The sequence below is a fragment of the Desulfatiglans parachlorophenolica genome (assembly GCF_055394735.1).
In genome coordinates this window covers 5,585,659-5,598,978 of sequence record NZ_AP042460.1, presented here as the reverse complement: position 1 = coordinate 5,598,978, position 13,320 = coordinate 5,585,659, and the positions used below count along the sequence as shown (strand labels likewise).

The 13,320-nt window shown below is 47.8% G+C and carries 12 protein-coding genes; all 12 read left to right on the top strand.

The window, feature by feature from the left end; all coding sequences use genetic code 11:
* The first annotated feature begins 934 nt into the window (after positions 1-934).
* Positions 935-1,453, top strand: a complete 519-nt coding sequence (locus tag ACZ500_RS25970; protein WP_464230336.1) for a hypothetical protein — start codon at positions 935-937, stop codon at positions 1,451-1,453.
* Complete coding sequence (locus ACZ500_RS25965; RefSeq protein WP_464230334.1) at positions 1,441-2,448, top strand: glycosyltransferase family 4 protein; 1,008 nt, start codon at positions 1,441-1,443, stop codon at positions 2,446-2,448. Before ACZ500_RS25970 ends, ACZ500_RS25965 begins: the two co-directional genes overlap by 13 nt.
* A 208-nt stretch (positions 2,449-2,656) precedes the next feature.
* Positions 2,657-3,478 carry a zinc-dependent alcohol dehydrogenase gene (locus ACZ500_RS25960; RefSeq protein ID WP_464230333.1) on the top strand — a complete coding sequence of 274 codons (822 nt, stop codon included), beginning with the start codon at positions 2,657-2,659 and terminating at the stop codon, positions 3,476-3,478.
* Positions 3,444-4,535 carry a Gfo/Idh/MocA family protein gene (locus ACZ500_RS25955; protein WP_464233124.1) on the top strand — a complete coding sequence of 364 codons (1,092 nt, stop codon included), beginning with the start codon at positions 3,444-3,446 and terminating at the stop codon, positions 4,533-4,535. Before ACZ500_RS25960 ends, ACZ500_RS25955 begins: the two co-directional genes overlap by 35 nt.
* Positions 4,536-4,881: 346 nt before the next feature.
* A complete protein-coding gene (locus ACZ500_RS25950; RefSeq protein WP_464230332.1) occupies positions 4,882-6,627 on the top strand; it encodes a heparinase II/III family protein in 1,746 nt (581 codons plus the stop codon).
* A gap of 34 nt (positions 6,628-6,661) precedes the next feature.
* Positions 6,662-7,882, top strand: coding sequence for a glycosyltransferase family 4 protein (locus tag ACZ500_RS25945; RefSeq protein ID WP_464230331.1), 1,221 nt, complete (start codon positions 6,662-6,664; stop codon positions 7,880-7,882).
* A 162-nt stretch (positions 7,883-8,044) separates the two neighbouring features.
* The gene (locus ACZ500_RS25940; protein WP_464233123.1) at positions 8,045-8,185 is read left to right on the top strand and encodes a hypothetical protein; all 141 of its coding nucleotides are present in this window, start codon (positions 8,045-8,047) and stop codon (positions 8,183-8,185) included.
* Between the two features lie 113 nt (positions 8,186-8,298).
* A complete protein-coding gene (locus ACZ500_RS25935; protein ID WP_464230330.1) occupies positions 8,299-8,823 on the top strand; it encodes a UDP-N-acetylglucosamine 2-epimerase in 525 nt (174 codons plus the stop codon).
* A gap of 286 nt (positions 8,824-9,109) precedes the next feature.
* A complete protein-coding gene (locus ACZ500_RS25930) occupies positions 9,110-9,742 on the top strand; it encodes a sugar transferase (protein ID WP_464230329.1) in 633 nt (210 codons plus the stop codon).
* A gap of 164 nt (positions 9,743-9,906) precedes the next feature.
* Positions 9,907-11,151, top strand: a complete 1,245-nt coding sequence (locus tag ACZ500_RS25925; protein ID WP_464230328.1) for a type III PLP-dependent enzyme domain-containing protein — start codon at positions 9,907-9,909, stop codon at positions 11,149-11,151.
* Between the two features lie 9 nt (positions 11,152-11,160).
* Complete coding sequence (locus ACZ500_RS25920; protein ID WP_464230327.1) at positions 11,161-12,138, top strand: ATP-grasp domain-containing protein; 978 nt, start codon at positions 11,161-11,163, stop codon at positions 12,136-12,138.
* The gene (locus ACZ500_RS25915; RefSeq protein WP_464230326.1) at positions 12,138-13,142 is read left to right on the top strand and encodes a sulfotransferase; all 1,005 of its coding nucleotides are present in this window, start codon (positions 12,138-12,140) and stop codon (positions 13,140-13,142) included. The genes ACZ500_RS25920 and ACZ500_RS25915 overlap by 1 nt, the downstream gene beginning before the upstream one ends.
* Positions 13,143-13,320: the final 178 nt, after the last annotated feature.

The following is a 13,320-nucleotide window of genomic DNA, read 5'->3' as shown; positions in this document are numbered from 1 at the left end:
GCTATGGCCTACAAGCCCATAGCTTAAGTCAATGACATTGCCTTGACACCCACCGATAACTTCCCAGCCACGCGTGTTAATTCCCCTCGCCCGAAGGGCACAAATGCTCATTTTAAATAGAAATTTTAAAAGAAATTTTTTCACATCGAATTTGTGTTATGTCTATGTAACAGCATTAATATACCTATTTGCTTCCTTCATCATCTACATAAGACCGATTTCAGGCGCAATTACTAAAATTTTTCTCATAAGCGTCTATTTGAATCTAACAATATCATTAATCATTTTCTCGCAAACAAAATTAAAAGTCCCTCATATCACATTTGCATTAATACTAACCTGGCTTTTTGCTTTAATTTGGTCATTTCTAGTTACTTTTTTAAAATCCCAACCCATAGAACCAATATTTTACTTCTTCTCTCTTGCAATACTTTACAATATACTAATATTAGTTTATCCTCTTCCATCTATTTTTATAAATGCTCTGTCTAGAATAACGCGCTATTCAATTATTCCAATAATAATTACAGTAATTATTTTTAGTCAAGAAATACGTTCATCAGAATTTATAAGCCCGAACAATGCAGGCGTTATTTTAGTCATAATATTTATCAGCACGCAACTGTTCTTTCAATATAAAAAATGGCAATATTTAATAATCATTTCAATGCTCTTTTTAGCACTTTATAAAATTAGTTCTCGCAGCGCATTACTACAGTTAATTTCGTATTTGACACTGTATTTACTTTACCCCAAGGCATCCAAATTCAAGTACAAATTTTATTTTTGCATTTTTTTCGGAATTTTACTTTCCCCATATATTATACCGCAAATTACATTCCGTTTATACGAATCAAACTGTGGCTTATTGATAAACAACCTCTCACTGGAACACTTCGGAGAAAATTTTTTTTCTGGACGTGAGCGTCTTTGGATGGACTTTTATACAACACATGCTGACAAATATTTTATCGGCGAGGGAATTAAAAGGGTACAGTTTTCTACTTTATCTAATTTGAGTTTACATAATGGATGGCTTACTTTATACTATCAAACAGGTATTTCAGGATTAATCATTTTTTCAGCCGCATTTATATTAGTATGGAAAATTCTTACTGAGCACAAATATAATTATCTAGCGCATATAGGGTGTGCATTTTTTGGAAGTTACTTAGTTCAGCAAAACTTTGAAACAGGATTTTTTCAAAATAATATGAGTATTTCTCTTTTAACTTGGACTATAGTATCATATACAATGACTGCTAAATCTAACTTAAAGCGAGTAGTATACCGTGATAAATTTTCGCGTAGCCTATCATCGCTTTGCAAACCTACTAAAGTCTTCCCTGAAAGCGACGGATTTTCTCCCATTCCACAAAGAAAATTTAAAAAACGTCTTTACTGTACGCGCGTTAATTTTATAAGAAATGGTCACCTCCCATGGCAAAAATAGTCTTTTATACTCATCTTAAAAGGAAGAGTCTACTTAAAAGCATCGAATTCTATCGGCAAGATATTGATGCGCTTTCCGATCTAGGTCATGAAGTAGTTATTTGTACAAAATATCGTGAAATCCCTAAAAAGTTTGATATTTTGTTTATTTGGTGGTGGACTTACGCCCTAATACCAATAATAATATCTAAAGTGCTTAACCGTCCTTCTATTATAACTGGAACTTTTAATTTTCATATTCCGAGTACTTATGCTAAGCGTGACTATTTCACTCGACCATCATGGCAAAAATTGCTTATCAAGCTTGCCTTAAAATTATGTTCAGCGAATTTATTTGTAAGTTATCATGAATTTATTGATTGTTGCAAGTATTTTAAACTTGCCAATGCATTTTATTTCCCTCACATTGTAGACAATGCTTATCTGCAGGGACCTTCAAAAGATCGAAAAATTGCTATTTGTAATATATCTTTGTCTTCAAAAGGAAACCTCATTCGAAAAGGCATTCCGGAATTGCTTGAGGCTATTAAATTGCTTAAAACGCAAAGCATCAATATCCACGCTAAATTAGCTGGTCACTCTGGTGATGGTATTGAGTATTTAACAAGCATGATCCGCAAGTTTGATATTGCTGACAACATTTGTTATTTAGGTGAAATTGAAAAGAAAGAAAAAATCGATTTGCTTAGGAGCTGCGAAGTATACGTCCAGCCTTCACACTATGAGGGTTTCGGACTTGCTATAGCTGAAGCTATGGGTTGCGGTGCATGTATTATTACATGTGATGTTGGCGAAATTAGGAATGTAGTCGGAAATGCTGGTTTATATGTTAAGCCCGGATCACCATTTGCAATTGCGGAAGCTATTAAATTAGTACTATATGATAATCATGTCAGACATAGGTTTCAAAAACTTGCCTATGATAGAGCATTAAAACATTTTTCATACTCCACTAAACTATCTAGGCTAAGTGCAATCCTATCACAATTAGTATAAATTGAGTTTAATGTCATTTAACTTATTGACCGAAGTGGACTTCTTAGATGTGATCACAGATTAAGATATCTGATGTCGTGCCGTGCCTCCGTATTCCGATTAGATGTTGGAAACACCATATGCTCAGGCTGTGACAGATACGGTGAAATTACCCGCAGGTTTTGCCTATTAGAGCAAAGTGCCATACCTTTCATTTATTTTAATTATCATGAAACAAATACTTCAAAACCTCCGTTCGCGCGAAACCAAACTGTCCGACCAGCCGTCTCCGATCTGCACAAAGAACACTATTAAAGTCCGCACCACTCATTCCCTGATCTCCGCCGGCACGGAACGGATGCTGGTGGAGTTTTCCAAGGGTGGGTTTCTTGCCAAGGCCCACCCGGACAAGGTCAAACAGGTGCTGGACAAGATCAGAACCGAAGGTTTGATGCCAACGGTTGAGACCGTGTTCAAGCGGCTGGATGAGCCGCTGCCCCTTGGGTACTGCAATGTCGGGCGGGTTGTCGAGGTGGGGTCGGCGGTGACCGGCTTCAAGGTCGGGGATGTGGTGGCGTCCAACGGGTCGCATGCGGAAGAGGTCTGTGTGCCCCGGAACCTGCGTGCTAGGGTTCCGGAGAATGTTTCCTCAGAGCAGGCGACCTTTACCGTTCTTGCTGCCATCGGCTTGCAGGGCATACGATTGGCCAACCCGACCCTGGGTGAAACATTCGTGGTTTACGGGGCCGGGCTCATCGGCCTGGTTACGGTCCAGTTGTTTCGAGCCTGTGCATGCGAGGTTTTGGCGCTGGATCTGGCCGACGAACGCCTCCAGATGGCGCAGTCTTTCGACGCCCATGTTTCCAACAGAGGAAAGGCGGACCTTATCGCCGTGGCCAGGTCGTGGACGGAAGGGGCCGGGGTGGACGGGGTGATCATAACGGCCAGCGCCAAGACGGATGAGATCGTGCATCAGTCCGCTGAGATGTGCCGCAAGCGGGGGCGCATCGTTCTTGGTGGGGGTGGTGGGACTCAATCTGCAGCGCAGTGATTTTTACGAGAAAGAGCTGACCTTTCAGGTGTCCTGTTCCTATAGGCCCGGTCGTTATGACGACGTCTACGAGCAAAAAGGTCAGGATTATCCACCGGGGTTCGTGCGCTGGACCGAACAGCGCAATTTCAAGGCCGTTCTCGATGCCATGGCCTCGGGGCGCGTCGATGTCTCCTCCCTGATCACGGACAGGATCCCCTTCGAGGAGGCGGAAAAGGCGTATGCCAAGATTTCATCGGATGCATCGACCCTGGGCGTGGTGCTTGAATATTCCGGCCAACCCGAGGCCGAGCGGACCATTGTCGTCCACCAGGCGTCTTCCAGGCCCGAATCGGCCTGCGTAGCCGCCATGATCGGGGCAGGCAACTTTGCCAAGATAACCATGGGCCCGACCCTGGCCAGGACCACGGCGCGGCTTAAATACGTGTCCGCCCGCACCAAGAGCGCCGCGGCCAGGCACATCGCGGAAAAACCCCTATGCCTGATAAGGGAAGAACTCGATGCCATCGTCGCCACCTACAACAAGTGCTCCGCCGCTTCGCCCCGTTCCCTGATGGTGGGCTTCAACCGCCGCTTTTCCCCCCATATCCGCAAAATCAGGGAACTTCTCGCCGGAAGGGGCGAACCCCTGGCCATGAATTTCACCTGCAACGCGGGCATCATTGCGCCGGATGCCTGGGTCCACGATCCGGAAGTCGGCGGCGGGCGCATCATCGGGGAAGCCTGTCATTTTATCGACCTGCTGTCCTGTATCGCACAAAGCCCGGTGGTTTCGGTGGCCGCCTTCGAGATGGAAAAAGGCGTGGCTGTGAAAGAGGACAAGATGGCCATAGCCCTGCGCTTCGAGGATGGTTCCGTGGGCACAGTGAACTATTTCGGCAACGGGTCCAAGCAATATCCCAAGGAGACCCTGGAGATCTTCTCGGATGGGCGGGTCCTGCGGATGAACAACTTTCGCAAGACCGAGGATACGGGTTCGCGAAATTCAAGAGCTTCAAGACAAGGTCCCAGGATAAGGGGCACGGAGTGCAGTTCAACGCTTTTGTGGACCGGGTGATCGCGGGGGACAAGCCGCTGATTGCCATGGATGAGTTGGTAAAGGGAGCCTGGCCACTTTCGCGGCCGTGACATCGGCGAACGAAGGCAGAATGGTGCATTTGAAAAGCTAACGGCAAGTGGCTGCGGAAGTGCAATTTTGGGGAAGTGAACCTGTGCAAATCATGAGGAGTTGAACAACGTTCTCTCGCCTGACAAAAGCCTTGCGCTATGCCGATGTAATCCACCGCATCGGTTTTCGCAACGTTGCCTATGTCGCCTGGTACCGATTGAGTCTGAAGACCGGAATCCGCCGTCGGGCTTTCCCCCAGCGCGGTTTTGAAAAAGACGGGGATTTCTTCCGCCCCTTGCCTCAACCGTCGGATTGCCCGGAAGAGTGGAAACGCACCCTGCTTGCGGATGCCGCAAAGATCGCCGGCGGCCATCTGCGGCACTACGCCAAGCACTGGTGCCTTGCGGGTAGCCCGCCGGACTGGTTTTTGAATCCCCTCAGCGGCGCCCGGCATCCGCGGCCCTGTGTCCACTGGATCTCCCTGAAAGACTTTGACCCTTCTGTCGGCGACATCAAGAACATCTGGGAGGTGTCCCGATTTGAATGGGTGCCTGCCCTGGCCCGGGCGCATGCCGTTTCCGCCGAAGGGCCGTACCTGAAGACGCTCAATCGATGGCTCCGGGACTGGGGGGAAAAAAATCCCGTAAACACAGGTCCCAACTGGAAATGCGGCCAAGAGGCATCCATCCGGGTTTTCAACCTGGTACTGGCCGCACTGGTCCTGCGCCAGTGGCGCCAGCCAAGCCCTTCCCTGGTGGAATTCATTTTCCGTCATCTTGAAAGAATTCATGGCAACATCCGCTACGCCATCGCCCAGGACAACAACCACGGCACCAGCGAGGCGGCGGCTTTGTTCATCGGCGGGAGTTGGCTTGCCCGGGTCTCGGGTGACAGTGCAGCGGTCCGCAAAAGCGCCTTTTACGCCCGCAGAGGAAGAAAGTGGCTTGAAAACCGGGTTGAAAGACTGGTGGAACCTGATGGGAGTTTTTCCCAGCACTCGGTCACTTATCACAGGGTGCTGCTGGACACGCTGATTTTGGCTGAGCACTGGCGCAAAAGGCTCGATGCTCCACCTTTCTCGGACGTGTTTTACGAGCGCGCTGCGGCCGCCCTGGACTGGATGGCCGTGCTGATCGATCCGGTCAGCGGCGGGGCGCCGAACCTGGGATCAAATGACGGAGCCATGCTGCTGCACATGCACGGCTGCGACTACCGGGATTTCCGCCCGACGGTGCAAACGGCGGGCGCATTGCTGCGCGGGCGCAAAATATTCGCTGCCGGCCCCTGGGACGAGCCCCTTTTCTGGCTCGGCATCGATGCCCTAGAGGCGGAGCGGTCAGCGCCGGAAAAAGCGAGCCGGGTGTTTCCCGGGGGTTACGTGGTCATGGCCGGACGCCATTCATGGGCCCTGCTGCGTTTTCCCATGTACCGCTTTCGGCCGACGCACAACGACGTGTTTCATTTCGACCTGTGGCATCACGGGCAAAACGTCTGTCGCGACGCAGGAACTTACTCCTATAACCCAGAAGAGGCGACAGACGGACATTATTTCAAATCTGTTCGGGCCCACAATACGGTCTCTTTCGGCAGCCAGGATCAAATGCGCCGCCTGGGCAGGTTCATGCTGGGCGAGTGGCTGCGGGCCGACCATGTAAGCCAGATAGAATCAGCCGGAAACGGGTGGCTCTGCTGGTCCGGCGCCTACAAGGACTTTCGGGGCAACCGGCACCAGCGGACGGTTCGCTGGCGGGGCGATGAATGGGTTGTCGAAGATGCGCTTTCAGGGCCTTTTCCCAGTGCCGAGATCCGGTTCCGCCTGGCTGCTGGAGAATATCGGCTCGAGGGCAACCGGGTGACCGGGCCGTGGGGGAGTGTGGATGTGTGCGCCAAGGATTGCCGCATGTACATGGAAGAAGGCATGGAGTCCCTGTATTACTGGCAGAAAAGTCCGGTAGACGTTCTGGTGGTTTGTGTGGACGGCGGGCGGAAAAAAATCGAAACCCGCTTTTCCCTCCGCACCACTGATGATCAAAGTGAATGAAACCTCCCCATAGCCTCCCAATCGTCTGAAAAACATGCATATCCTCTATTTTCACCAGTATTTCAACACGCCATCTGCAGCCGGCGGGACACGGTCCTATGAAATGGCCCGGAAGCTGGTTGAGCGCGGGCACCGGGTGACCATGGTCTGCGCCCGCAGCGGCAAAGGCGAGCTGCCGCTTTCGGGTTCGTCCGGTGACGAGGTGCGCACCGGGACGGTTGACGGGATCAGCGTCGTCCAGTTCAATTTGCAATACAGCAATTACATGAGCCTACCACAGCGTACGCGGATTTTTTTCCGCTACGCTTGGAACAGCGTTAAAGTAGCCTTGGGCAAGGATTATGACCTGGTGTTTGCCACTTCCACCCCTCTGACGGCGGGAATCCCGGGGATATTTGCCCGGTGGCTCAGGGGCAAGCCCTTTGTTTTCGAGGTCAGGGATTTGTGGCCGGAGCTGCCCCGGGCCATGGGGGTGGTGAAAAACCCCGTGGTGCTGGCCGGCATGTCCCTTCTCGAATGGGCAACCTACCATTCCGCAAGCGCGTGTATCGCCCTTGCCCCGGGGATCAAAGAGGGGATCGCCAGGCGCAGTCCCAACGGGTGGCGGATCGCCATGATACCCAACGGCTGCGACCTGGAACTTTTCCAGCCGGGCCGGCGTGGGGAGTTGGATCTTCCCGGGGTGAATCCTGGCGATTGCGTGGCGGTCTTTACCGGCGCCCACGGCATCGCCAACGGCCTGGATGCAGTGCTGGATGCAGCCCGGGTTTTACTGGAAAGAGGCAGAAGCGATATCGCGTTGGCCTTCATCGGTGACGGCAAGCTCAAGCCACACCTGATGAACCAAGCCCGCAGCGAGGGGTTGAACAACTGCCGCTTTTTCGACCCCATGCCCAAGGACCGCCTCAACCGCGTGGTGAGCTGCTGTGACGTGGGCATGATGATTCTGGACGATGTGCCCGCCTTCTACTACGGTACTTCTCCCAACAAGTTTTTCGATTATATCTCTTCCGGCCTGCCGGTCATCAACAACTATCCCGGCTGGCTGGCGGACATGATCCAGACGCACAAATGCGGTTTAGCCGTGTCGCCGCGCGATCCGGAGGCTTTTGCCGACGCCCTGTGCAGACTGGCCGACGATCCGGGGCTGCGCCGGGAGTACGGGAAAAACGCTCGCCGCCTGGCGGAGCAAGCGTTTTCCCGCGAAAAACTATCAACCAAATTTGCCAATTTTCTGGAAATGAATGGAAGATGAAAAGGATTCCGCCGACAGATTGAAAATTGTTCCCGTTGTGGGTGCCTGCCCCAATTTCATGAAAATCGCGCCGTTCATGCAGGCCATCGAAGCCCACAACCGAAACGGAGGGCAAAAATCGAGCATGTGTTAGTGCGTACCGGCCAGCATTGTGACGACAAGATGTCCACACTGTTTTTCGAGGCCTTGAGAATTTCGGACCCCGATATCAATTTGTGCATTGGATCCGGGTCCCATGCGGAGCAGGTGTGCCAAGCCATGATCGCTTTTGAAAAAATAGTCCGGCGCGAAAAACCCAACTAGGCAGTCGTGGTCGGTGATGTCAACGCCACCTGCGCCTCTTCGGTCACCGCATAGAAGAAGCATGTGCGGCTGGCTCATATCGAGGTGGAGAGCTTCGTTCCCGGGATATGACCATGCCCGAAGAGATCAACCGGTTGGTCACGGTCCGGTTGTCGGATCTCCTGCTGACCTCAGACGAGCTTTCTTCAGAGAACCTGCGCAAGGAGCGCGTGCCGGAAGAATGGATACGTTTTGTCGACAACATCATGATCGACACCCTAGAAGCCCAGCGCGAGAAAGCGCAAGTATTGAATATTGTTGATATCATTCAAAAGAATGCCATGGATTCGCAGAAACTAACCCATAACAGGGAAGTGATAACAGGTAGCGCTTTCGCCCTTATGACTTTACACCGGCCCTCCAATGTCGATGACCCCGATGCGCTGGGAGCGATTCTTGTCTTCTTGTGCGGCGAGGCCTGCGCGGAAATGCTTCTGATCTGGCCCATTCATCCCAGAACCGAGCACAAACTCAAGTGTTTCGGCATGTGGGAAGCGGCTCTGGTGACGTCCAAACTGCTTTTGCTGCGCTTTTTGGGGTACCACGAGATGCTGTGCCTGAACATGGATGGTCCGGGTCATGTTCACCGACAGCGGTAGCCTCCAGGGGGGATGCTGCGTCCTGGGCCCCCTTGCCTGACTTTTCGGTGGAACACGGATCGGCCCGTAACCCTCAAAGTGCACGGGGGGCGCGAGCACACTGGTGGGAAAACGCTATCGGGCAGATGAGGCAGGCATACACGGAAATTCTAACGGCAGGCAGAGTGCCTTCCTGGCCGGAGCTGTGCCATGGAAGGACAGGGTCCAGAATCCTTAAAGCCATGGTTGCCGAATCTTTTCGAAACAGCTTCCGAATAAAAAACACTGCAAAGGTTTTTCAGAGAAATTGAAGCATTTATATACCGGCTTTGGCAAAAGACTGCTCGATCTGGTACTGACCCTTCCGGGACTGGTCGTGCTCTCGCCTCTGCTGGCCTTCGTTGCGCTGCTGGTTTGGGCAAAACTTGACAGCCCCATTTTCTTCCGACAGGTGCGGCCCGGTTTGGACGGCAGGCCGTTCACAATATACAAGTTCCGAACCATGACGGATGCGCGGGACGCTAGAGGCAATTTGTTGCCCAATGAGAAACGGTTGCCGCGATTCGGTCGTATTTTGCGAAGCACGAGCTTGGATGAGCTGCCAGAGCTTTTCAATGTCCTCAAGGGCGATATGTCCATTGTGGGACCTAGACCGTTGCTTATGGATTATTTCCCGCTTTACACCCCTGAGCAGGCCCGACGACATGAAGTGCGCGGTGGCGTTACCGGGCTCGCCCAGGTGGAAGGCCGCAATGATCTTGAATTTACTGATCGTTTTCGCCTGGATGTCGCATATGTTGACAATATATCTCTAGTTCTTGATATTAAAATCATAATTCGAACAATCGCCAAAGTGATTAAACGTGAAAACATCGTAATGACTGAGCGCGCACTTCGACGCCGCTTTGAAGAATCTGCACGAATATCAATCCCAAAGTAAATGCACTTTTGAATCACAAATTACTCAACAATTTGCTACTTTTTATCATAAGTAAAATAACTATGCAAATGCATGATAGAAATTTAGTATAACATACAAACATCTTATATATTGATCTTATTTTATTATGATTTCTCTAGAATTTATTTTTTAAAAGATCTATTATGTATCCAACTTTATTTGATATTGTTACGCGTATAGATCCAGAAGTCATTATAGATGTTTCAGAGAAGGCTGGAGGAGCAGCGTACATCATTTCTCCAAATATGGTTAGAAAAAATGTTCTACGGCTAAAAAAAGCAATTTCCAATCAATATTCTAATTCATTGATCGCTTATTCATTTAAAACAAACTATTTTAATTCTTTAATCAGCGCTGCTGTTATAGCTGGAGCTGCGCGAGAAGTCGTTTCATTACAAGAATTCAATTATGCTCGAACTTTTCAGACAGGTAGTGATGTAGATATAATTTTCAATGGACCAGGCAAAAATGAAAAAACGCTTAAAATTGGTTTAAACAGCCAGTGTACGCTCATAGCTGATTCGATTTCAGAACTAAAAAAAATTGCACATCTTAGTAAAGAGGTTAATATTCAAGCTCGTTTGGGTATTCGCGTTTCGCCAAAGTTATCCTTTATGGATAAAGATAGCCGTTTTGGAATCGATTTGACCAGCGATGAAAACATCCAAATGATCAATCAGCTTGTTATGGTTGAGGGTTTGTCCATTTCTGGCGTTCATATGCACATAACAAAAAGTCGAAGCATTGAATCCTATATAGAAAGAATTGATTATCTTGTAGATTGCTGGAATAAAATAGGCATTGGAAAACTCACATTTCTTGATTGTGGGGGTGGTTTCGCAAGTAATATGCCTAGTCCGATAGAAGATAGTCTGCCCTATCCTGTAGCTGATCTAGAAGCATATGGCATTGCACTTGGTAAACACATGAAGCGGCTATTTCCGTCTCAGGATGTTACATTCATCTGTGAACCAGGAACTGGCTTACTTGCCGATTCAGGCCTATTCATAACGCCTGTTCTAGAAGTGAAAAAAATGAGAACTAAAAATATTGCGGTCGTTGATGGTACTATTTTTAGCGTTAACCCTTTGCGCAGCGCTGCGAAACCACTTGTCCATGTTGCATCTCGACATGAGGTCCAATGTGATGAACAGGCTCAACATTACGATATATACGGTAACAGTTGTATGGAAATAGACCTCCTTGTCAGTGATTTGAAAGGCCCTATTAATGAAGGTGACCTCCTGATATTTGCGCAGAAAGGTGGCTATGCGGCTTGTATGTCGTCTCCCTTTATTCAAGGACTTCCCGCTGCAATTGAGATCGACGATTGGGGGCGCCTGCAAATTGTTCGTTATCGTTCTGAATATACTAGTTTCTATATATAGAAGGATACAATGAGTAGACCTATTAAATGGTTAGCGTCCACGATTGGGAAGCGTGGTTATATTGCTAGATACCTTAAAGAATCTTCCCCTGTTGGGTCAGAAGTTATTGGTACGGGTAACGAACTGTATACCCCAGGTTTCATGAGTTGTGATAGGGCCTTTATTGTTCCATCAATTAAAGATGAAACGTATCTTGAACATATTCTTGCTTTGTGTCGTCAAGAAAAATTTGATGCTGCTCTTTGTCTCTCCGATCTTGATATTTCCGAAATATCAAAGATAAAAGATGAGTTAGAAAAAATGGGGGTTGCCTGTTTTTTCCCTGATTATGATACAGCGATTCGCTTCCTTGATAAATGGCGCGCTGCTCTGTTTATGATAGAAAATGGTTTTTTATGTCCTAGGACTTTTATCGAATTTGATCAGGCAATAGAAATTCTCACTCCACCTTTTGTTATTAAACCTAGAAAAGGTTCGGCAAGTTTTGGGTACAAACTATGCAGTAACAAGGATGAAGCCTTCGAGCACTGGCTAGGCGTTGAAGAGCCGATGGCCCAAGAGTTTATTAAGGGCCGTCTTGTTAACGTGGAAATTTGTAGTGATCCAGGAGGTAAACCTATCAGAGTATCTGCGTGGGAGCGCAAAAAATCAGTTGCCGGTGAAACCTTGCTTACCAAATCTATTGAGCATGATAAAGCTATAAGTCTGGTACTCCGGCTGTTGGAATGTTCGCCTATTCCTGGACCGATTGACGTCGACCTTATAGAAACAGACAGACAGATTTACTTCATCGAAATTAATACACGGTTTGGTGGGGGATATCCTGGGTCTCACTTAGCTAATGCTGATTTTACCGGTGCAATGGTTGCTGCTGTCAATAAGGAAGACACCGGACCTATGAAAAAGTACCAATCTGGTGTCGTAATGGTAAAAGAGCTGACGCCGGTAGTTTTTGATTACGGGAAGGTGATTGGGAATTATAAATAATGAAAAGAGTAAACGGGTTCAAAGCTCACTCAGCCGCTGCCGATTTTGTAAATCATCTAAACTATGTAGTTGCAAATGGTGAAGCAAACATTGATTTAACTTATGATCCACTATCGCCGCTTTTCTTAGTGGTTGGGGTGCCAAGAAGTGGAACCACCGTATTAATGCAATGGCTGGAGCAGTCAGGCATATCTGTACCGAACAACTTAAGTGCTCGGTTTGCTGGAAATCCGTATTTCGCTGGACTTTTGCAGCGCCTGTTGACAGACAATAGACTTAATTTTAGGGGAGAATTAACAATACCTAAGCAGCCTGATTTTTTTGCTTCTGATTATGGTAAAACAAGAGGCTTGCTGTCTCCTCACGAGTTTTCTTTTTATTTTCGCCGTTTTTTTCCTGTGACGGTGGGTGAGAAATTAACTGAAGAACAACTGGTCAGATGCAACCCCGATGGTTTTGTCAAGGGGCTTGCTTTATTTTCTTCGGCATTAGAGCGACCTATTGCTGTCAAAGCTCTTCTTATACAGTACCATCTAGATCTTTTTTTGCCTTTCCCGAACGTTCATATACTGCATGTGCATAGAGACCTTGTTGAAAATATTTGTTCATTATATCGCCACAGGAAAATTGTTGCGGGTGATGTAAATGAATGGATAAGTGTAAAGCCTCCACAATACGACTTTTTGAAAGAGATGGCCCCGCTCGAACAGGTTGCTGGTCAAGTGTACTATACCAATAAAGAGATTATTGACCACCTAGAGAAATTTCCAGAAAATCGAGTTATTACCTGTTCTCATGAAGAATTTTGCAATAACCCAAATTCTCTTTATGAAAACATTGCTTCATGCTGCGTATTTAGTAAGAAATATACACTTCCGTTATATAGCGGGCCTCAAAGATTTGAAATTCATTCATATGACAAAAAGTCGTCACTATACACTGATGCTAAATCAGCCTTGGAAAAGGTAATGTTTAATCTTGTTTTTCAAAAAAGGGGCGACTAATTTCCATTTTAAAAAAAGTCGCACTCGCATACTGGATGGATGTTGGCGGGTATTTCGGAAGGTTAAGAGATGTGCCGGTGTCTTCAGCCAAGGTGAGTCCATTGAGGCGTTTTGTGGAAAACATGGTTCATCTGGTTTTTTATAATGCCTTTTCCCATTTGTGTGAAATGCCTACGAA